Below are 21,342 nucleotides of genomic sequence, written 5' to 3' on the forward strand. Positions count from 1 at the left end.
GAGACATATATGAGCAGCCAAATCATTGAAAACGTCGCAGCTGACGACATCGACCCGATCACGTTCGAAGTATTGCGCAGTGTTTTCGAGTTTGCGAGTGATCGGATGGCCTCCGTTCTACAGCGCACATCGTTCTCGCCAATCTTGGCGGACATGCTGGATTTCTCGAACGCCATCTATGACGCTGACCTCCAGTTGCTGAGCCAGGCAGCCAACTGCCCCATCCACCTTGCTGCGATGAAGTTCAGCGCGGAAGAGGCCGTTAAAGGCGTCGGAAGGGAGAACATCCGCGAAGGTGACGTGCTGGTTGTGAATGACCCTTATCGTGGTGGCACTCACATCAACGACATTTCGTTCATCAAACCCATCTATTACAAGCATGAACTGATCGGCTATGGCGTCAGCCGTGGTCACTGGATGGACTTGGGTGGTGGTGGCGCTGGTGGACAGGCATTCAGCACCCACATTGCTGCGGAAGGGCTTCGTCTGCCACCGTTGAAGATTTTCAGCGAAGGCAAGATCAACGAAGATCTGTTGGCCATCATTTTGAACAACACCCGTACGCCTCACTTCATCAAGGGTGACCTCCAGGCGCACCTTGGTGCGCTGCGCGGTGCCGAGCAAGAGTTGCAGCGTGCATGCGACCGCTATGGTGTTGCAACGGTGACCAAGGCCATGAAGAAGATTCAGGCCTACACCGAAAAAATGATTCGTGAAAGCATCAGTCGGATTCCGAACGGTGTCTATGAAGCTGAGGACTACGCGGACACTGATGGCATCAGTCAAGAACGCGTTAAGTTGAAGGTTAAGCTGGAAATCAAAGACACCTCCATCAAGGTCGATTTCACAGGCACAGACCCAATCTGCCAAGGAGCCATCAATTCTCCGCGCGCGAACACGATCTCTGCAGCGCTTTACTCTCTGCAGTTCTTCCTTGCACCTGACGCTCCTCAGAATCAGGGCATGTTCAATCCCATTGAGGTGGTGCTGCCTGAAGGGTGCTGGCTGAACGCGGTATGGCCTGCTCCGACCATCGGCTGCACAACCCTGACGTCCTCCAAGATCACCAGTGCAATCTGGCAAGCACTTGCTAAGGCGATTCCGGAAAAGATCACGGGTTCCACTTGCTCTGAATGCAACTGGTTTGTCGCGAGTTGCGTATCTCCAGACGGCAAGACGGACGTGTTTTCCGACCTGCCCGCAGGTGGATGGGGCGGCACGCCGTATGCAGATGGTATGAGCGTGACGATGGACCCACTGGGTAATTGCATGAACATGCCTGCAGAAACAGCAGAACTGTTCTTCCCCATCGCATACGAAGCATTTGAGCTTCGCCAGGACTCCGCTGGCCCCGGACAAAATCGTGGTGGATTGGGCGCAGTGTTCAAGGTCCGATTCCTGGGTGGTGGTGAGCTCGGTATGGAGACGGCCCGAACCATTGAAGGAAGTCCAGGTGCCGCTGGTGGCCTGCCAAGCGCGGTCCAGCGTTCTAGCCACATCTTTGCCGACGGCTCCACCAAGGTGATTGGCGGTTTGGCTGCAGATGGCTCATGGAGCAACCCTCTGCTTTCCGCTCACAAATTCAACGCTGGTGATGTTTTCATGTTCGAAAGCACCGGGGGCGGTGGCTGGGGTAATCCCAAAAACCGCACCATCGCCGAAGTTCTCGACGATGTGCTCGATGAATACATCAGCATTGAAGCTGCAAAGCAGCACTACGGTGTTGTCATTGATCCGAAGACCATGACGATCGATGAGGCGGCAACCAAAGCGCTGCGCGCGTGACGCTAAATAGGCAATCACGAAAAATAAGGGAATCAGACGCCGCCTAAACCGGCGTTTGATCCTGAACCTCAATTCCTATATCCCTGACTCGAAGTTGGTACGAGAGGCAGGGGTGTCTCCTTGGAGATCCGAAGAGACGCTCGTACTTCGGGAGGTAGTTCATAAATGATCAAGCTAAAAAATACAAAACCTCTAAAGATGAGTTACTGGCAAGAACAGATTGTCGCTAGTAGTCCATCCAAAGTTCTTACAGGCAAGGAGACAGCCGATGTTGCAATCATCGGCGGAGGCTTTGTGGGTCTCTGGACTGCTATCACCATCAAGTACCACGAACCCGACTGTGAGGTCGTGATCTTGGAGCAGGATGCGTGTGGGTCGGGAGCCTCTGGTAGAAATGGCGGTTTTGTCATGTCTTGGTGGCCAAAAATTGGAACCATCAAAACAATTTGTAGCAAGGATGAGGCCCTTTTCCTAGGTCGTGCAGCCGAAAGAGCAATATACGAATTGGGTGAATTCTGTCAAGAAAATAACATCGACGCACATTATGTTCAAAAGGGGTGGCTTTGGACGGCAACAACACAGGCGCACGTTGATTCGTGGAATGGAACGTTAAAGGCATGCGAAAGTCTTGGCGTTAAACCGTTTGAGAGAATCTCGGGCGAAGAGCTGCGCAGGCGAACGGGTTCTCCGAAACACCTGGCAGGTGTTTATGAGGCCTCAAATGCCACTGTCCAACCTGCAGCACTTGCCGAGGGCATGCGCAGGGTCGCACTAGAAAAGGGGGTGCGGATCTATGAGGGCTCTGGCGTGAATGCAATTCATCCGGGCAGCCCCGTTGTTCTGGAAACCACACACGGGGCAGTCAACGCCGCAAAGGTCGTCCTCGCAACCAACGCGTGGTCGGCCGAAATACCCCAGCTCGCCAAACTAATTACTCCTGTTAATAGCTCTGTTGTCGTTACGCAAGCACTGGGAGATAAGCTGGACGAAATGGGCTGGGTGGGGGGGGAGTCAATCACGGACTCCCAGCTTATGGTTGACTACTACCGCACCACCCGAGATGGGCGCATTGCTTTTGGTAAAGGAACCGGGGCCATATCTTATGGGGGCGTGATTGATGGTGTTTTTAGTCATGACCCAAGCAGTATTGAGATGACAAGGGGAGATTTATTGAATACCTACCCCTCCCTGGATGGGGTTGAGATTACTAATGGCTGGTCAGGCCCAATCGATCGGACTTTTGACAGTCTGCCTGTATTTGGTCGGTTGAATGATATCGAGAATATATTTTATGGGATTGGCTGGAGCGGGAATGGGGTTGGTCCAAGCAGGATTGGTGGCCGAATCTTGGCTAGCCTGGCTCTTGACAAAGAGGATGAGTGGTCAACATCAGCCCTTGTCAATCGATCCTGCAAGACATTTCCACCTGAACCATTCCGATATGTTGGAGGGAATTTGGTGAGAAATGCAGTTATCAAGAAAGAACGTGCAGAAATGCAAGGTAAAAAGCCAGGTTTCATTGAAAAAGTCCTAGCTAGCTTGGCGCCGGCCGGTCTTGAGGATAAAACGTAAGGAGTCTAGAAATGTCAATTGTGTTGGTTAGTGTTGAAAATGAAGGATCGTTTGGAAATGCCACCCCGGTAGGTGCACCGACGAGCGCAGAGGTGGCTCTTACACGTATTGCGTCATCGGCAACCACGCCGTCGGGCAGCGTAGGTGTGTGGGAATGCAGCCCGGGAAAATTCCTTCGTCAAGTCATTCCTGCAGAGTACAGCTACATCATTGAGGGCGAAGGTAGCTTCACAGCAGAAGATGGTCAAAAAATTTCCTTCAAAGCAGGTGATTCAATTTACTTTCCATCAAACTCTAAGGGAGAGTGGGAGATTTCCAAGAAGGTAAGGAAGTCATATATTATCTTGGGATAAGCTCCCAAAGTCGGTCTCATTTATCTGCTGTGATGGGGGCTTTGTGAGCTTGAAGATGTCAAAATATCGCAGAGCTCAAACATAGGAGTCCCCATGCCACTACGAGTCGACGACATCACCAACATACCGGAGCTAAGAACTCGCTTTCTGGCTGGCTCAGAGGGAGGGGCGCGAATGGTTCGTTGGGCTCACGTATGTGAGCTCCCAAATCCAAGTGATTGGTTGGGCGAGGGTGAGCTGTTGATGACAACGGGTATGGGTATACCTGAAGAGCCATCAAAGCAAGAAAAATACATTGAAGACCTTGATCAGGCGGGTTTGGCTGGCGTGATGATCGGGGAGAACATGAAGGCCCCGAAGGATCTCTCTGCGCTTGAGAATACTGCGGAACGACTTGGCTTCCCGGTATTGTTGACAGAGTATGGTGTGCCATTTTCCAGTGTCACAAGAGCCATTATTGATGCTGGAAAAAAGGAGGATTTCGATCGGAAGAATGCGATTAACAGGGTATTCGAAAGCGCTCGAATGGCGATCGCAGGCCTCAGCTTGGAGGAGTTGTTGCAACGATTGGCTAAAGATATCAATGCAGAGCTTCGGCTCATGGATTTGAAAGATCATGAGAAATTTTGGCTCCCGAGGGGGCATTCAATCCCATTGAATCTTAAGGAGGCTATTCGCGCTCAACCGCTGATATTCTCCGAGACGCAGCAGGTTGTTAAAAGATATATCTTGGAGGATGGGGATGTATTTGCTGTTTCTGTCCCATCCAGGCGACCGAGTGTTCTCCTTGTTCGCAATGCCGAAAGTCATCTGCTGGAATATAGTTTACTAAACCATATTGTCTCAATACTGGGCATTTCGATTGAGCGCCTTTACGTAGACACAGAGCGTTCCTTACGACTTGGTTCTCAATTGCTGGATGATTTGATGAGTTCTCGGCTGTCGCCATATGAGGCGGGCAAGCAGATGCAGCAATTCAAGTTGAACATTGATTCTGCGTGCTTGGCAATTCTGAGGCCAAAAAATCAAGATCTGGCAGAGTGGAGCATGAAGCTTGGGTGGATTGAGGCTCCGGTTTTGATTCGGCCACAGGGTGACGAGTTGATATTGCTCGTGCACACAAATGACGTCCCTGTCGTGCAGGAAATTATTGGTGATGGCGTTGGATACAGTAATCCTGTAGGGTTTCTTGAGAGGCTTCCAGAGGCATTGAGGGAGGCGAGGCTGGCATACGTCCACGCTGGTGAGAGTAGGCTCGTAGCTTACGCTGATATTTCTGACAAGGTGCCATGGCTGCCAGATAACTTGAATGAGGCGGCTCAAACGTTTCAGAAAATAATGGGTCCTCTCGTTGACTACGAGGTGAAGAACGGAACCCCATTGCTTTACACGCTAAAGGTTTTTCTGGAGGAGAATAGGTCATGGTTGATCGCGGCGAAACAATTGCATATCCATAAAACTACACTTATATATAGGGTTAAGAAAATTGAATCCGTTACTGGTAGGTCACTCGATCGAACCGAGGATGTAGCGATATTGTGGATGGCTTTGCGCGCAGGGGAAATTGCAGGTATGGTTTCAAGCAATACGCGCAGAACGGTAAAGTTACAAAACTAGCGAATTTTTGAAAGTGGATTATGAAAGCTCAACTTGCATTGCTCAAATCACAGGCCTATATGAACGGAGAATGGGTGAATTCAACATCCTCCAAAGTGCAGGATATTTTTAATCCTGCATCTGGGGAGTTGATCGGTACTGTTCCATTTATGGGGCGGGAAGAGGCTAAGGCTGCGATCAACGCGGCAAACGCAGCCTTGCCCGGATGGCGCGCGCTAACAGCTAAAGAGCGCTCCATTAAGCTCCGGGCTTGGTTTGAGTTGATGCTTGAGCATCAAGATGAGCTGGCGACGCTCATGACCTTAGAGCAAGGAAAGCCCCTTCACGAGGCACGAGGTGAAATCTTGTATGCGGCCTCTTTTTTGGAGTGGTTTTCTGAAGAGGCCAAGCGTATCTACGGTGACGTAATACCTAGTCCCCAGCCAGGTAAGCGTCTGCTAGTCATCAAACAGCCAATTGGAGTGACGGCAGCAATTACGCCGTGGAATTTCCCTTCGGCAATGATCACACGAAAGGCTGGGCCAGCGTTAGCTGCTGGATGCACGATGGTGCTTAAGCCAGCCCCACAAACACCATTTTCCGCTTTAGCGTTGGCTGAGTTGGCTAGTCGCGCCGGAATCCCGCCTGGGGTTATTAATGTTGTGACTGGCGATGCTGTTGAAATTGGTTCCGAGTTTACCGGAAATCCTATTGTTCGCAAGCTAACATTCACTGGATCAACCAATGTTGGGCGGTTGCTGATGAGTCAATGTGCCCACGATATCAAGAAACTCTCTTTGGAGTTGGGTGGGAATGCTCCTTTTATTGTTTTTGAGGATGCTGATTTAGATAAGGCGGTCGAAGGCGCAATGATCGCTAAGTACAGAAATAATGGCCAGACATGCGTTTGTACTAACCGATTTTATGTTCACGACTCAGTTTATGATGCTTTTGCAGAAAAGCTAAAATATGCTGTTGAAAAGGTGTGTGTAGGCAACGGGTTAGATGAGGGGGTGACGGCAGGCCCATTGATCAACGATGCTGCCACTCAAAAGGTGAAGTCTCATATCGACGATGCATTGAGAAGAGGTGCAAAAGTTTTGACTGGCGGTAAGTTGCATGCGCTCGGTGGAAACTTTTTTGAGCCAACAATTTTGGTCGATGTGTCTCATGATGCTCTGGTTGCCAAGGAAGAAACCTTCGGTCCGTTATCTCCACTTTTTAGGTTTTATGAAGAGTCAGAGGTTGTGAGTTTGGCCAACGATACTGAGTTCGGTCTTGCTGCATATTTTTACACCGAAAATCTAAGCAGAAGTTTCAGGGTCGCCGAGGCGCTTGAGTATGGTATGGTGGGTATAAACTCGGGCGCAATCTCTAACGAGGTCGCACCTTTTGGGGGCGTGAAAGCTTCAGGGCTGGGGAGAGAGGGGTCAAAATATGGCATCGATGAGTATCTTGAAATAAAGTACTTGAATGTCGGCATCTGATATTTAATATGCAAAAGCTCGCACATGTGCGAGCTTTTTTTTAATGCTGAACCTCTGGCTTCATTGTGTATTTGGCTTGTTTGGTTGAGCCCAATCACCGGATGGCTGGTCACGATACTTGTAGATAAATTCAAATGTTCAAGGGTGTTGCGCTTTCGGTTCTTTCCACTATTCTATTCTCTTTTACATATTATTACTCCACGATCCTGAAATCGTGGAGTGGTGGGGAGATTTTTAGTTGGAGGTTGCTTCTCACGGTTCCTGCAATGACATTGTTAGTTATTGCGGTCAAGGGCTGGGGGGATGTTCGAGAAATTGCATCTAGGGCGCGCAATAGTTTCACATTCACCTTACTGCTTTTGTTCAGCAGTGCATTGCTGGGTGTTCAGCAATGGCTTTACCTGTGGGCGCCAGTGAACGGTCGTGCCCTCCATGTGGCATTGGGTTATTTTCTTATGCCATTGACGATGGTGATCGTCGGCAGTTTCGTTTACGGTGAGAGACTTTCAGTTCTGCAGAAGATCGCCGCGCTTCTTGCTGCCTTAGGGGTAGCACATGAACTGTTCCGTGCCGGTGCGTTTTCATGGGAGGCAACTTTAGTTGCAATCGGATTTCCTGCGTATTTCGTTTTGCGCAAGAGCATTCGCACAGAAAACCTAGGTGGACTTTGGTTTGATATGGTGTTGGCGATTCCTTTTTCTGTGTTGACCTTATTCATCATTGCTGATGCACGCAGCGTTAACCCTCCGCTAATGAATTATTTTCATGTTTCAGTTGTGGCATTGATCAGTGTTGGTGCTTTGGCGAGTTACATCTTTGCGAGTCGGGTGCTGCCGTTTGGCTTGTTTGGTTTGCTCGGATATATTGAACCTATCTTGATGCTTATAGTCTCCTTTCTTATTGGTGAGAGCATTAGTGGATCCGATTGGTATACATATGTGCCGATATGGTGTGCGCTGGCGGTTTTATTCTCTGATGGTGTAAGGCACCTTCTCAAATCCGGACCGGCTTTTGTTAGGGGGTGAGGTGTTTTTGTTGTTAAATAATAAGGGTGTTATCCTTGATTGTGGGCGGCCTCTTTGAAGTGAAGGCCGACATATGTCGGCACCTCAGTCGGGGACGGCTCGCGCTGCAGAGCAGCTGATAGCTAGGCGAGGACAGCTTCAGGCTGAACTGCGTTATCAGTGGTCGGGCAGATTAACGACGCCTTCTTGCGCTTGAGGGCTTTTTCCAGGTGTCGCTAATCAGCTAGTGAAACCAGGCCTTCCAGTTAATTTGTTGCTCAGTCGCTAAGTTGGGACTGGATTTATCGCTAGGTAGCTAAGTAGTCAGCTCCGCAGATGTCTGCTCTTCGCGAGAGCAGACGCCTGTCGAAGTGCCCGCTACCGGCAGCTTTCGCTGCAGAACTGCCTTCCAGTGGTGCCTTAAAATTGAACTTTGACAAACCAGAGCGCTGCATTCTTCTTAGCTATCGGAAGTGTTGTGCGAGTAGCATTGGGGTATGCCCAAAAACACTGAGCCGAAACACACGTCGAGTCAGCAGCACCAGGCGTCAGATGAAGAGCAAGCTTGGCTAGACATAGCGCCGGTCGGCCGCGAGTTCGGTAGCCCTGACTATGAGTGCTTGACGGCATTGGATCAGACCGCATTCGCAGCCTTCCAATCGTGGGAGCAGGTGCGGGAATGGCTGGAAACACCACATCCTCAGCTCGATGGAATTCGCCCTGAAGACGCTGCGCGGAACCCTGATGGACTTAGCAAAGTCATGGCCATCCTCATGATGGCTGGCAGCCATGCTAGCGACGACTTCATGCGCGAGGCTGAGAAGATGCCTGTTCAAGAGCGAGACTCTTTCAATGGGCTTGCGGAGATCCACAACCTTAAAGGCATGTTTGGTCGCCCCTCCAAGCGAGCCTCAATTGAAGATATGAACGCCGCCATCGCACGCCGTGGTGCCAGGAAGAAGTAGCACACAGAAAGCAAGCTGCTCGGTCGCCGAAGCAACTGCCATGTCGCTTGAAGGCTGATCTGCGACATTCGCGGGCGGTGCCTGAACGGCTGTTAACGCCAACAGCGGTCATTGAGAGCCGGTGACCTCGAACGGCTGCTTCGCCGCCTACACCAGTCGCCCAACTGCACGGTTGATAGGAAGCAGGCTTCAACGGCCCCTCTTGCGCAGAGTGAAGGGCTCACATCACTACACAAAGCACAAAGCCACCTTCATTTTTCCTCATACGACTGGCTGGTGCATGAGCTCGGACCGAGCTTTTCAAGCCTGAAGCCAGCAGATCGGTGACTAGGTTGGGTTAGCTTCTTGCTTGAGGAGCAACCTCCTCAACCGCTTTATCTATCTACCATGTCCGAGCCTGCTCTCTTTTGTTCCGACCTGAACCTGAGCAATTGCCCTCTGCCCCGCAACGCGCCACGGGTGCTGCTGCCCGCCTGCAACCGCATGCGAGGCTCGCACCCGTTTCACATGGTGGGTCGCAAGTATGTTGAGGCGGTGCGCTTGGCTGGGTGCTCGCCGGTGATCGTGCCGGCAGCGCATCCCGACGAACTGCTGGACTGGCTGGACATGGCCGATGGCGTGCTGCTCACGGGGTCTCCGTCGAACGTGAACCCGGGTCATTTCGGTCAGACCGTGCATGACCCGAGCCTACCGCTGGACCCCTTGCGCGACCAATGGACCTTGCCACTGATTCGCCTGGTGCTAGCACGCGGGCTGCCCTTGCTGGGCATCTGTCGAGGATTTCAAGAGGTCAACACGGCCATGGGCGGCAGCTTGCATCAGGCCGTGCATGAGCAGCCTGGCTTGGCCGACCATCGGGGGCCGTCGGACGAGTTCCCCTTGGAGCAGCAATATGGGCCCTTTCACCCTGTGCATCTGTCCGCCGGAGGCCTGTTGGCTCAGGTGCTGCAAGCCGAGCAGGTGATGGTCAACAGCCTGCATGGCCAAGGGGTCGCCCGCCTGGCGCCCGGCGCCCGCGTGGAGGCCACCGCACCCGATGGCTTGGTCGAAGCCTTTTCGTTCCCGGAATGGCCGGGCTTCAATCTGGCCGTGCAGTGGCACCCGGAATGGCAAGCCACCGACAACCCAGTCTCGATGGCGATCTTCCGAGCCTTTGGCATGGCCTGCCGGTCCTGGCGCGCACCGGAGCACACACCAAATCGGCGCGAAGTGTGCACCGGGTGAGCGCAGCCGCCTGCTGCCCCAGATCACCCCCCGGGAGATGAGGACGCACAAAATATTGGCATTGGTCTTGCCTGTCATCAGGCGAGAGCGGTTTGGGCCCCAATGAGCCGGAGCCGAATGATCGGTAGGGTTCCGTGTCAGGCGTGGTCGCCCCCCTGATGGTCTGGTCCGAAAGCAATCGGCCACGGTGACGTGGCTCCACGGAGGGACAAAAGCCCGGGAGATTCTTGTGCAGCGGCACGGGTGTCTCTCGCGTTTTTGCCCCTCCACGGAGTTTGACCATGTTTTCTACCCCGCTCGATAAGCTGCCCCCCGGCCGCTGCGAACCCGCCGGCCTCGGCCCCGGAGGATGCCATCGCCCACTGGCGGCAGTACCCGTCCGCCGCGCTGGCGGGTGTGCCGCCTGATGCGATCCTGTGGTCCGAGACCTTGCCCGGTGACGCCCATTGGTCGTGGCGCCTGCGCCGTGGTACTGCCTTGCGCTTTGTGGCGCTGGGCGCCACCGCACAACGCTGGGCCAATGTGGGGGACGCGGCAGCCGCCTTGCACGCGCCCGATGCGAGCCGCAGCGGCACCGTGCATCTGGCCGTGTGTGAGGCACACCTCAGCGGCCTGCCGCTTAACCCCCAGCTCACCTCGCGCGGCGCCCGCCTGGTGGCCACCACCACCTCGGCGCCTCAGTATCGGCTTTATGCATTGCCGGGTGGACCGATAGCACGGCCCGGCATGATCCGCGTGGCCAAGGGCTGTGAAGCCATCGCGCTCGAAGTGTGGGAGTTTCCAGCATCCGCTTCCGGCAGCTTCGTGGCCGGCATCCCCGCCCCGCTGGGCATCGGCAAGGTCACACTGGCCGATGGCCGCGTGGTTCCAGGCTTCGTCTGCGAAGAGCAGAGCACCGTGGGCGCCACCGACACCAGCGCCTTTGGTGGCTGGAAGGCCTGGTAGGCCCAGCCCTAATCCAGGTGCAGGCGCCAGGGCCTCATGCTGGAAGGCGTGAAGCCATGGTGTGCATACAGCTGGTGGGCCACCGTGTTGTCAGCATCGGTCAGCAGCGTCAGGCGGCGCACGCCCTGCTGCCGCGCCCATCCCAGCGCATGCGCCAGCAAGGCCGAGCCCACGCCCTGCTGACGTGCCTCGGGGTGGACCACCATGTCCTCCAGCCAGGCCACCCGCTCGCCCAAGGCCGTCGAGACTGTGAACAGCAGGTTGACCATGGCCAGCACGCGGTCGCCATCGCGGGCCACCAGGATGGCCCCGGTCTCCGGGTGGGTCAGGATGGCGGCCAGGCCACGCGCCTGGGCCGCTGGATCCGGTGTGAACTCGGCTTCCTGCGCAAACAGCCTTGACAGCAGTTCGCTCAGACTCTCGATATCGGCCTCACGGGCCACCTCACACACGACCATATCCGGCTCCTTCCGGGGATTGATGGGTGAATGATCAGAGCTCTGCAGCCAGCTCGGGCACAGCCACGAACAGGTCAGCTTCCAGACCGAAATCTGCCACCTGGAAGATCGGGGCTTCCGGATCCTTGTTGATGGCCACGATGACTTTCGAATCCTTCATGCCAGCCAAATGCTGGATGGCGCCCGAAATCCCACAGGCGATGTACAAGTCAGGGGCAACGATCTTGCCGGTCTGACCGACCTGCAGGTCGTTGGTGGCGTAGCCCGCGTCCACCGCAGCGCGCGAAGCACCGATGGCAGCGCCCAGCTTGTCAGCCAGCGGGGGCAGCACTTCGTTGAACTTGTCAGCCGAACCCAGGGCACGGCCACCGGACACGATGATCTTGGCAGCGGTCAGCTCAGGACGCTCGGACTTGGTCACCTCACGGCCCACGAAGGACGAGGAACCCGCATCAGCCACGGCAGCCACGGTTTCCACTGCAGCGGCACCACCGGTGGTGGCAGCCGCGTCGAACGCGGTGCCACGCACGGTCAGCACCTTCACCGCGTCAGCCGATTGCACGGTGGCAATGGCGTTACCGGCGTAGATCGGACGCTCGAACGTATCGGCGGAGACCACCTTGGTGATTTCCGAAACCTGACCCACGTCCAGCTTGGCAGCCACGCGGGGGGCCACGTTCTTGCCCGTGGCGGTCGCAGGGAACAGGAGGTGGCTGTAGCTACCAGCCACGGCCAGCACTTGAGCGGCCACGTTTTCAGCCAGGCCTTCAGCGAACTGGGCGCCGTCGGCGTGCAGCACCTTGGAAACGCCAGCGATCTGAGCGGCAGCAGCTGCGGCGGCACCAGCGTTGGCACCAGCGACCAGCACGTGCACATCGCCACCCAGGGCCTTGGCAGCGGTCACCACGTTCAGGGTGGCGGCCTTGATGCTGTTGTTGTCGTGATCAGCAATAACGAGAGCGGTCATGGGTTATCTCCTCAGATCACTTTGGCGACGTTCTTGAGCTTGTCGACCAGGGTCGCCACATCGGCCACCTTGATGCCTGCCGAGCGCTTGGCAGGCTCTTCGACCTTCAGGGTCTTGATGCGCGGGGCCACGTCTACACCCAGGTCGGCCGGCTTGACGGTCTCCAAGGGCTTCTTCTTGGCCTTCATGATGTTAGGCAGCGTGACGTAGCGCGGCTCGTTCAGACGCAGGTCGGTCGTCACGACAGCAGGCAACTTCAGCTTCACGGTTTCCAGACCACCGTCAACTTCACGGGTCACGATGGCGAAACCATCGGCCACTTCCACCTTGGAAGCGAACGTGCCTTGCGGCAGGTCAGCCAGGGCAGCCAGCATCTGGCCAGTCTGGTTGCTGTCGTCGTCAATGGCTTGCTTGCCCAGGATGATCAGGTCGGGCTTTTCCTTGTCGACCAGCGCCTTCAGCACCTTGGCCACGGCCAGGGGCTGCACTTCAGCGTCGGTTTCGACCAGGATGCCGCGGTCAGCACCGATGGCCATGGCGGTGCGCAGGGTTTCCTGGCACTGGGCCGGGCCCACGGAGACAGCGATGATCTCGGTGACCACGCCCTTTTCCTTCAGGCGGGTGGCTTCTTCAACGGCGATTTCGTCGAAGGGGTTCATGGACATCTTGACGTTGGCGATGTCGACACCAGAGCCGTCAGACTTCACGCGAACTTTCACGTTGTAGTCCACAACCCGCTTGACGGGGACAATGACTTTCATGGCAGTACCTGGAGATCACAGGGGAGTTGAGCAGCCTTGTTTATGGCATGGGCCCCGCTCCGATCGTGCAATATCGGCACAACTGATGGACAGCTTCGGTCCAGGTGCAGCAGGTCCGCACCAACAGACGCGGCGCCACAAGGGCGCCGTGCCGGGGTCACGATCGACCCCATGAGAGAACGCGAGCGATCAGAGGTGGTAAGCCTGCTCGCCGTGAGAAGTCAGGTCCAGGCCTTCACGCTCCTCGTCTTCACTGACCCGCAGACCCAGGGTCAGGTCGGCGATCTTGAAGGCGATGAAGGAGACGACGCCCGACCACACCACCGCCACGCCCACGCCCCACAACTGGCTGACGACCTGAGTGCCGATGCTGTACTCGCCGACGGCATTGGCCACGTAGTCGTACACGCCGGTCCCGCCCAGGGCCGGAGCGGCGAACACGCCCGTCAGGATGGCGCCCAGGATGCCGCCGACACCGTGCAGACCGAACACGTCCAGGCTGTCGTCCACGCCCAGCATGCGCTTGAGGCCGTTGACACCCCAGTAGCAGACCGCGCCGGCCAGCAGGCCGATGACCATGCTGCCCATCACGCCCACGAAGCCACAGGCCGGGGTGATGGCCACCAGGCCAGCGATGGCGCCGGAGGCGGCCCCCAGCATCGAGGGCTTGCGCTTGACCGCCCACTCGACTGCGGTCCACGACACCGTCGCGGCGCAGGTGGCCAGGAAGGTGTTGAGGAAGGCCAGGCCGGCGGTGCCGGAGGCTTCGAGGTTGGAGCCCACGTTGAAGCCGAACCAGCCCACCCACAGCAGCGAAGCGCCGATCATGGTCATGGTCAGGCTGTGCGGGGCCATCTGCTCTTTGCCAAAGCCCACGCGCTTGCCGATCAGGAAGGCGCCCACCAGGCCGGCCATGGCCGCGTTGATGTGCACCACGGTGCCACCAGCAAAGTCGATGGCGCCCTTTTGGAACAGGAAGCCCGCGGTGGCGGTGGCCGCTTCGGCTGCAGCAGCGCTGGTGTAGGCGTCCGGACCTGCCCAGTACCAGACCATGTGCGCCAAGGGCAGATAGCTGAAGGTGAACCACAGCACCATGAACAGCAGCAAGGCCGAGAACCTCACGCGCTCGGCCACCGCACCAATGATCAGCGCCGGGGTGATGGCCGCAAAGGTCATCTGGAAGGCGATGTACATGTACTCCGGCACGGCCACGCCTTTGCTGAAGGTGGCCGCCAGCGATTCCGCCGTCACCCCCTTGAGGAAGAGCTTGTCAAAGCCACCGATGAAGGCATTGCCTTCGGTGAAGGCCAGGCTGTAGCCATAGACACACCACAGCATGCCCAGCAAGGCGAAGGTCACCATGACCTGCATCATCACCGACAGCATGTTCTTGGCGCGGACCATGCCGCCGTAGAACAGCGGCAGACCCGGCACGGCCATCATGATCACCAGCAGCGTGGCCACGATCATCCAGGCCGAATCGCCCTTGTTGACCGTGGGGGTGGCCGCTGGCGGTGGGGCGACCGAGGCCGCAGGGGCCACCGGGACCGCGAGGTCCGCCGTGGCGGTGGCCGGGGCCGTGAGCACGGCCACCGGTGCGGAAGCGGTGACCGCCGCCGGGGCCTCCTCGGCCTGGGCCGAGGAGAGCAAGGCACCGCACAAGGCCAGTGCCGCAAAGATCTGTTTCAACATGGATGCTCCTGTTGTGTGACGGCGGCTCACAGCGCCTGGTCGTCGGTTTCACCCGTGCGGATGCGCACGGCCGCGTCCAGAGGCATCACGAAGATCTTGCCGTCTCCGATCTTGCCCGTGTAGGCGGCCTTCTGGATGACCTCGGTGACACGCTCGACTTCATCGGCCGAAACGGCCACCTCCAGCTTGACCTTGGGCAGGAAGTCCACAACGTACTCGGCCCCGCGATACAACTCGGTGTGCCCCTTCTGACGACCAAACCCCTTCACTTCCGAGACAGTGATGCCCTGCACACCTGCGGTGGCCAAGGCGCTTCTCACGTCATCGAGTTTGAATGGCTTGATCACGGCAGTGATCAACTTCATAGCGACTCCAGCGTTGGTGCCGCCAGACCGTCTGGCAGCGTCACAGCCTGCAAAGCAACCCACATGCCAGAGTTTCACCATGGTTGACAACAATGAATGCCAGGAAACAAATCCAAAGCGGTGCAGGCGGCCTGATCTGGGCCAGCCATGCACCGCTTTGGTCGAGGCAGGGAGACGTGCTGGTGCTCAGCGGGGGCGCAGGCTCGGCAATTGCGCCAGTGCGGTACCCAGCATCTGCTGCAGCAAAGGCTGGATCTGCGCAGCCCGGTCCGGCACATAGGCAAAGGGCGCGTCCTCCTGCATGTACAGCATCTGGCTCATCTCCAGCTGGATGGCATGCACGTGCTGCTGCGGCTGGCCGTAGTGCCGGGTGATGTAGCCGCCCTTGAAGCGACCATTGAGCACATGGCTGTAGGCACTGCGGCGCACCACCGCCATCACAGCCTCGATCAAGGCCGGATCGCAGCTGCGCCCATCGGCCGTGCCGAAGTTGAGGTCGGGCAGACGGCCCTCGAACAGGCGGGGCAGCAAGCTGGCGATGGAGTGGGCGTCCCACAGCAGCACCGCGCCGTGCTGGGCTTTCAGGCGGTCGAGCTCGGTGCGGATCTGTTGGTGGTAGGGCTGCCAATAGCGTGCCAGACGCCGGGCCTGCTCGGCCGCATCGGGCCCCTGACCCGACCGGTACAGGGACTCACCGCGGAAGGTGTCGAGCGGGCACAGCGTGGTGGTGGTCTGGCCGGGGTAGAGGCTCTGACCATCGGGCGGGCGGTTCAGGTCGATCACATAGCGCGACACCCGGGCCTGGATGACCGAAGCGCCCAGGGCCCGCGCAAAGCCATAGAGCTGGTCCAGGTGCCAGTCGGTGTCTTGCTTGAGGGTGGCCACCTCGGCCATGTCCGCCTGCAGCTCAGGCGGGATCTCGGTGCCCAGGTGCGGGATGGAGATCAGCAGGGGCTGGGTGCCCGGGGTGAAGTCAAAGGTCGGTTCAGACAGGGGCAGGGGATGGCTCACAGGGATTCCTCATCAGGACAAGACAGGGCGCTGGCGGGCAGCGCCGACAGACAGTGGCGGATGGCCGGGGCGGTGTCGTGGCGGATGACCTCGCGGGTGACCCGCACCACGTCGTCGTCCAGCCCAGCCCATTCACCTTCGCGCGACAACAGAAAGAAGTGCCGCTGCCCCAGGCGCGCCGGCGGCAGTGGCATGACCTGCACGGCGTCCAGGTACTGGCGCGACTGCCACAGGCACAGCGGTGTGCTCAGCGCCCAGCCCAGGCCGGAGGCCACCAGGCTCAGCAGCGGATCGGTGGCGTCGAACTCGTAGCAGCGCGGGGCCTGCACACCCACATGGCGCAGGTAGCGCTCGATCTGCTGGCCGATCACCGAGCGCTGGCTGTAGCGGATCAGCGGCAGCGCGCCGGCAGCGGCCGACAGCGCCTGCAAGGTGTGCAGCGGCGGCACCGGGTGGTCCTTCGGGTAGACGGCCACCCAGGACTCCGAGAACAGCAGACGCTGCACCACCCGCGGGTCCTGCACGCCCGCATCGGTGCAGATCACCATGTCGAGCTCGCGTGCCAGCATCTGGCCGGCCAGGGTCGGCGTCAACCCTGACCACATCTGGATCTGCCGGGCCTGGCCCGCCATGGCGCGGATCAGCTTCGGCCCGACCGTGGCGGCAAACGAGTCCACACAGCCCAGGCGGATCTGGGCCAGCTCCTGACGGGCCGAGGCCCGCACCTGGTCCATCGCGGCGCGCGCCTGCGACAGCAACCGGGCGGCGACCTCGTGCAGGACATGGCCCGCGTGCGTGGGCCGGGCCGGCCGCACCTCGCGGTCCATCAACTGCAGCCCCAGGTCTTCTTCCAAGGACTTGATGGCCTGGCTGACCGCACTCTGGCTCAGGCCCAGGCGCTCGGCGGCCAGCACCATGGAGTTCGCCTCGCACACGGCGACGAAGGTTTCCAGCGCACGCAGATCGGGCATGCCCAGCGTGCGACGGGGGGTGGCGGGGGGACGGGGGTCGGCCATGGAGCGCATCCTCGGTGAAGGGCGGGCGCGCGGCGGCAACTTCAGAGAAACCGCAGCACAGCATTTATTTCGCTTCACTTGCAAGTCGGATGCCAGAGGCGACCTAGGCTGAACCCATTGCAACCTCCCTGCCCCCTTGAAAGGCTGTCCATGGAAAGCTTTGATGCCATCGTGATCGGTGCCGGCGTGATCGGCTCCTCGGTCGCCTACCACCTCGCCCGTCTGGGCGCCAAGAAGGTGCTGGTGCTCGAACGCCTGCAGATCGGTGCGGGCACCAGCACCCAGTCGTCCGGCATCCTGCGCACGCACTACTCGGTGATCGAGAACGTCGAGCTGGCGCGCCGCTCCTGGTCGGTGTTCACGAACTTTGCCGAGTACCTGCAAGACGAGGACGCCGCCAGCGGCCTGGTCCGGTGCGGCTACCTGATCTGCGCCCCCGACGGCGCCAAGCTGGCCCCGCTGCAGGCCGCCCTCGAAGGGCAACGCGCCAAGGGCATCGACGTGCAGTTCCTGGGCCGCGAAGAGGCCCGCTCGCTGCTGCCCATCGCCCGCTTCGATGACGCGGCCCTGATCGGCTACGAACCCGAAGCCGGCTTTGCCGACGCCTACCTCGTGGCCACCAGCTTTGCCCGCACCGCTCGCCGCCTGGGCGTGAAGATCATGGAGGGGGTGAGCGTCGAGCGCCTGCTGGTGGACAACGGCAAGGTCTATGGCGTCGAGACCACCCAAGGCAGCTTCCGCAGCGACACCGTCATCAGCACCCAGAACATCTGGGCCACCGACATCGAACGCTGGACGGGCATCCCCACCCCGGTCGTGCCCGAACGCCACACCGTGCTGGCCCTGGAATGCGAGGACGCGGCCTACACCTTCAAGATGCCCGTGTTCAAGGACCTCGGCTCGCCCGGCATGCTGTACTGTCGCAGCTATGGCGGCAACCAGATGCTGGTCAGCGAAGGCACGGTGGGCGAGACCCTGGCCACCCCGGACAACGAGCAAGGCGACATCTCGATGGACTATGTGGTCGACATCGGTACGCAGGTGGCCGAGCGCTTCCCGGCCTACGAGGCCGCCGGCCTGGCCTCGTCGTGGACCGGCGTGTACGACGTGACCCCGGACTGGAACCCGGTGCTGGGCCGCCTGCCCGGCATCGAGGGCCTGATCGTGGGCTACGGCTTCTCAGGCCACGGCTTCAAGCTCTCGCCGGGCGTGGGCCGGGTCCTCGCGCAGGAAGCCCTGCGCCTGCCCACCGATGTGCCCCTGACCCCCTATGCCCTGGAGCGCTTCGCCTCCGGCCAGTTGCTCACGGGCAAGTACGGCCTGGGCGCGGTGTCCTGAACCGAGACGGGGGGAGCGGCCATGCACGTCACCGCCCTGCCTGCCGGCCTGAGGCGCTTCACCCTGGCCGACCTGCCGCGCGAGCGCTGGCGCAACGGCGCGGGCTGGACCCGCACCGTGGCCAGCGCCGAAGGCACCGCCCCCCATGCCCCGCCCGACTGGCGCGTGAGCCTGGCCGAGATCAGCCAGGGGGCGCCTTTCTCTCTCTTTCCCGGTCTGGCGCGCACCGCCGTGCTGGCCAAAGGGGGCCCCGTTCTGCTGAGAGGCTCAGTGCCTGAGCCTGATGGCCGCACACGACAATGGCCACTGAACATCCCCGGTGACCTGGCCCATTTCGCCGGCGAGATGCCGATGGACAACGCGCCGCCCGAGCACGAGGCCCTGATCTGGAACGTGATGGCCCGCCGTGGCCACGTGCAGGCCACGGTGCAGGTGCATCAGGGCCTGCCGCTCACGCTGCCCCCCACCGGCCACACCCTGGTCTGGGTGCTGCACGGCACCTTCCACGTGGCGACACCCCAGGGCCACGACCTCTTCCTGCTCGGTGCCGATGAAGGTCTGCACCACCAGGGCACGCCTGCAGGCCTCACCCTGACGCCCGCCTCGCCCGAGGCTCGGCTGGTCTGCACTCAGCTGCGCTGAGCGCGCGCCCGCTCAATCCGCCTGACGCGGATAGATGATCACCGACAGGAACTTGATCGGGCACTTGAGCAGCTGCTCCGGGCCATGCGGCACCTCGCCCTGGAAGGTCAGGGCATCCCCCGGCTCCAGCACATAGGTCTCCTGCCCGACGCGGTATTCGATCCGCCCCTGCAACATGTAGATGAACTCGGTGCCCGGGTGCTCGAAGGTCGGGTAGCGCTCGGTGTCATCCTCAATGGTGATCAGGAAGGGCTCGAACAGCTTGACCGGCCCCTGGTCATACGCCAGCAGGTGGTAGCTGTGCCCGCTCTTGGTGCCACGACGCACCACTTCCATGCCGGCGCCCTTCTTGATGTGCTGCGCAGCGGCCGATGTCGTGTCGTACTTGCTGAACAGCATCGACATCGACACCCCCAGGGCCCGCGCAATGCGCGCCAAGGTGTCCATGCCCGCCGAGGTTTGCCCGTTCTCGATCTTCGACAGCATGCCGCGACTGATCCCGGCCTGTTCGGCCACCTGCGCCAAGGTCAAACCGTGCTTCTGACGCAACTCGCGGATGGCCGCACCGACCGTCTCCTCCAGCGAGGGCAAGTTCCCGCCCTGATCCCGTTCCAAGCCTGACTCCTCTCACATGCAGCTGGCAGTCAGTGTATGCGCAGACCTGGCCGATCACCAAAATGGAGTTTCCTCGCAGGCACGCTTGTTGCATAACAGGAAACACCGCCATCCCCTCACCTGAAGGAGTCCTGCCTTGAACGCCGCGATGCCCTACCCCCTCCCCCTCGACGCCCCACCCGGCGAATTGGTGCCCCCAGTCCGCTTTGACACCGTGCAAGCCGCCCAGCAACACCTGCGTGCGCAAGGGGTCACCTATGTGCTGGCCCAGTTCGTGGACATCCACGGCGTGGCCAAGGCCAAGTCCGTGCCGGTATCCCACCTGGAGACCGTGCTGACCGATGGCGCGGGCTTTGCCGGCTTCGCCATCTGCGGCGTCGGCATCGAGCCGCACGGCCCCGACTTCATGGCCAAGGGCGACCTGGGCACGGTCTCGCTGGTGCCCTGGCAGCCCGGTCTGGCGCGCATCGTCTGCGAAGGCCATGTCGAGGGCGAGCCCTGGGTCTACGACAGCCGCGTCGTCCTCAAGAAGCAGGTGGCCCGCCTGGCCGAGCGCGGCCTGACGATGTTCACAGGCCTGGAGCCCGAGTTCTCGCTGCTGCGCCGCACCGAAGACGGCGGCATCGCCCCCTGCGATCCCAGCGACACCCTGCACAAGCCCTGCTACGACTACAAGGGCCTGTCGCGCACCCGCGCCTACCTGGAGAAGCTGGCCAACGTGATGCGCGCCACCGGCATCGACGTCTACCAGATCGACCACGAGGATGCCAACGGCCAGTTCGAGCTGAACTACACCTACACGGACTGCCTGACCTCGTGCGACCACTTCGTGTTCTTCAAGATGGCCGCCAGCGAGCTGGCCAACGAGCACGGTCTGGTCTGCTCCTTCATGCCCAAGCCCTTTGCCAACCGGCCGGGCAATGGCATGCACATGCACCTGTCCCTGGGCGATGGCCAGCGCAACCTGTTTTGCGACAAGGCCGACCCCAAGGGACTGGAGCTCTCGCCGATGGCCTACCACTTCCTGGGCGGCCTGCTGGCCCACGCGCCGGCCCTCACGGCCCTGTGCGCCCCGACCATCAACTCCTACAAGCGCCTGGTGGTGGGCCGCTCGCTGACCGGGGCCACCTGGGCGCCGGCCTACATCAGCTACGGCGACAACAACCGCTCGACCATGGTGCGCGTGCCCAAGGGCCGCCTGGAGTTGCGCCTGCCCGATGGTGCCTGCAACCCCTATCTGGCCACCGCCGCCGTGATCGCCGCCGGCCTGGACGGCATCGACCGCCAGCTCGACCCGGGCACCCCACGCAACGTCAACCTCTACGAGTGGAGCGAGGCGCAGTTGCAGGAAGCCGGCATCGGCCTGCTGCCACAAAACCTCAGCGCCGCGCTCGATGCCCTCGACGCCGACACGCTGATCAAGGACGCGCTCGGCCCCGTGGCCGACGAGTTCCTCAAGCTCAAGCGCATGGAATGGCTGGAGTACATGCGCCACGTCTCCGACTGGGAGATCAAGCAATACCTGGAATTTTTCTGACCAACCGCT

General features: G+C 59.6%; 20 protein-coding genes and 1 riboswitch. Of the genes, 12 read left to right on the plus strand and 8 right to left on the minus strand.

All coding sequences use genetic code 11. From position 1 onward, the window contains the following. The first annotated feature begins 9 nt into the window (after positions 1-9). The 9 genes from WIT60_RS08225 to WIT60_RS08265 all read left to right on the plus strand — a co-directional run bounded on the left by WIT60_RS08225 (position 10) and on the right by WIT60_RS08265 (position 10,931). Positions 10-1,785: a hydantoinase B/oxoprolinase family protein gene (locus WIT60_RS08225; RefSeq protein ID WP_339583458.1), complete on the plus strand. Its 1,776-nt coding sequence runs from the start codon at positions 10-12 to the stop codon at positions 1,783-1,785. 165 nt (positions 1,786-1,950) lie between these two features. Beyond that, positions 1,951-3,357, plus strand: a complete 1,407-nt coding sequence (locus WIT60_RS08230; protein ID WP_339583459.1) for an NAD(P)/FAD-dependent oxidoreductase — start codon at positions 1,951-1,953, stop codon at positions 3,355-3,357. A gap of 11 nt (positions 3,358-3,368) precedes the next feature. Further along, positions 3,369-3,710 (plus strand): cupin domain-containing protein, encoded by a 342-nt coding sequence (locus WIT60_RS08235; protein ID WP_339583460.1) that lies wholly within the window; start codon positions 3,369-3,371, stop codon positions 3,708-3,710. A 93-nt stretch (positions 3,711-3,803) separates the two neighbouring features. Further along, positions 3,804-5,327, plus strand: coding sequence for a PucR family transcriptional regulator (locus tag WIT60_RS08240; RefSeq protein ID WP_339583461.1), 1,524 nt, complete (start codon positions 3,804-3,806; stop codon positions 5,325-5,327). A gap of 20 nt (positions 5,328-5,347) precedes the next feature. Next, entirely contained in the window at positions 5,348-6,793 is a 1,446-nt protein-coding gene (gabD, locus tag WIT60_RS08245) for an NADP-dependent succinate-semialdehyde dehydrogenase (protein WP_339583462.1), read from the plus strand. Between the two features lie 134 nt (positions 6,794-6,927). Next, positions 6,928-7,818, plus strand: coding sequence for an EamA family transporter RarD (rarD, locus tag WIT60_RS08250; RefSeq protein ID WP_339583463.1), 891 nt, complete (start codon positions 6,928-6,930; stop codon positions 7,816-7,818). A 476-nt stretch (positions 7,819-8,294) separates the two neighbouring features. Then, a complete protein-coding gene (locus WIT60_RS08255) occupies positions 8,295-8,762 on the plus strand; it encodes an antitoxin Xre/MbcA/ParS toxin-binding domain-containing protein (protein ID WP_339583464.1) in 468 nt (155 codons plus the stop codon). A gap of 387 nt (positions 8,763-9,149) precedes the next feature. After that, positions 9,150-9,986 (plus strand): gamma-glutamyl-gamma-aminobutyrate hydrolase family protein, encoded by an 837-nt coding sequence (locus tag WIT60_RS08260; RefSeq protein ID WP_339583465.1) that lies wholly within the window; start codon positions 9,150-9,152, stop codon positions 9,984-9,986. A 113-nt stretch (positions 9,987-10,099) separates the two neighbouring features. Then, positions 10,100-10,211, plus strand: a riboswitch (guanidine-I (ykkC/yxkD leader). 171 nt (positions 10,212-10,382) lie between these two features. Continuing rightward, positions 10,383-10,931: an allophanate hydrolase-related protein gene (locus WIT60_RS08265; RefSeq protein ID WP_339583466.1), complete on the plus strand. Its 549-nt coding sequence runs from the start codon at positions 10,383-10,385 to the stop codon at positions 10,929-10,931. 8 nt (positions 10,932-10,939) lie between these two features. Here the strand turns inward: WIT60_RS08265 and WIT60_RS08270 are convergent, their stop codons facing one another. The 7 genes from WIT60_RS08270 to WIT60_RS08300 form a co-directional block, all read right to left on the minus strand. Continuing rightward, complete coding sequence (locus tag WIT60_RS08270) at positions 10,940-11,389, minus strand: GNAT family N-acetyltransferase (protein WP_339583467.1); 450 nt, start codon at positions 11,387-11,389, stop codon at positions 10,940-10,942. A 34-nt stretch (positions 11,390-11,423) separates the two neighbouring features. Then, entirely contained in the window at positions 11,424-12,356 is a 933-nt protein-coding gene (locus WIT60_RS08275; RefSeq protein WP_339583468.1) for an electron transfer flavoprotein subunit alpha/FixB family protein, read from the minus strand. 11 nt (positions 12,357-12,367) lie between these two features. After that, complete coding sequence (locus WIT60_RS08280) at positions 12,368-13,117, minus strand: electron transfer flavoprotein subunit beta/FixA family protein (protein ID WP_339583469.1); 750 nt, start codon at positions 13,115-13,117, stop codon at positions 12,368-12,370. Positions 13,118-13,306: 189 nt separating this feature from the next. Continuing rightward, positions 13,307-14,809 (minus strand): ammonium transporter, encoded by a 1,503-nt coding sequence (locus WIT60_RS08285; protein WP_339583470.1) that lies wholly within the window; start codon positions 14,807-14,809, stop codon positions 13,307-13,309. Between the two features lie 26 nt (positions 14,810-14,835). Further along, positions 14,836-15,174, minus strand: a complete 339-nt coding sequence (glnK, locus tag WIT60_RS08290; RefSeq protein ID WP_339583471.1) for a P-II family nitrogen regulator — start codon at positions 15,172-15,174, stop codon at positions 14,836-14,838. Positions 15,175-15,360: 186 nt separating this feature from the next. Then, positions 15,361-16,185: an N-formylglutamate deformylase gene (gene hutG, locus WIT60_RS08295; protein ID WP_339583472.1), complete on the minus strand. Its 825-nt coding sequence runs from the start codon at positions 16,183-16,185 to the stop codon at positions 15,361-15,363. After that, entirely contained in the window at positions 16,182-17,201 is a 1,020-nt protein-coding gene (locus WIT60_RS08300) for a LysR family transcriptional regulator (protein ID WP_339583473.1), read from the minus strand. Before WIT60_RS08300 ends, hutG begins: the two co-directional genes overlap by 4 nt. A 150-nt stretch (positions 17,202-17,351) precedes the next feature. On the opposite strand from WIT60_RS08300, the gene WIT60_RS08305 reads away from it, so the two are divergent. Together WIT60_RS08305 and WIT60_RS08310 are read left to right on the plus strand one after the other, a co-directional pair. Further along, positions 17,352-18,539 carry an NAD(P)/FAD-dependent oxidoreductase gene (locus WIT60_RS08305; RefSeq protein WP_339583474.1) on the plus strand — a complete coding sequence of 396 codons (1,188 nt, stop codon included), beginning with the start codon at positions 17,352-17,354 and terminating at the stop codon, positions 18,537-18,539. Positions 18,540-18,560: 21 nt separating this feature from the next. Further along, positions 18,561-19,181, plus strand: a complete 621-nt coding sequence (locus WIT60_RS08310; protein ID WP_339583475.1) for a HutD/Ves family protein — start codon at positions 18,561-18,563, stop codon at positions 19,179-19,181. Between the two features lie 12 nt (positions 19,182-19,193). Here WIT60_RS08310 and WIT60_RS08315 read toward each other — a convergent pair whose 3' ends face one another. Beyond that, on the minus strand, positions 19,194-19,796 hold the full coding sequence (locus tag WIT60_RS08315; RefSeq protein ID WP_339583476.1) for a helix-turn-helix domain-containing protein: 603 nt from the start codon (positions 19,794-19,796) through the stop codon (positions 19,194-19,196). A gap of 148 nt (positions 19,797-19,944) precedes the next feature. Here WIT60_RS08315 and glnT point away from each other — a divergent pair, with 148 nt between their 5' ends. Next, positions 19,945-21,333 carry a type III glutamate--ammonia ligase gene (glnT, locus tag WIT60_RS08320; RefSeq protein ID WP_339583617.1) on the plus strand — a complete coding sequence of 463 codons (1,389 nt, stop codon included), beginning with the start codon at positions 19,945-19,947 and terminating at the stop codon, positions 21,331-21,333. Positions 21,334-21,342: the final 9 nt, after the last annotated feature.

The sequence above is a fragment of the Aquabacterium sp. G14 genome, from assembly GCF_037482285.1.
GTDB lineage: Bacteria > Pseudomonadota > Gammaproteobacteria > Burkholderiales > Burkholderiaceae_C > Aquabacterium.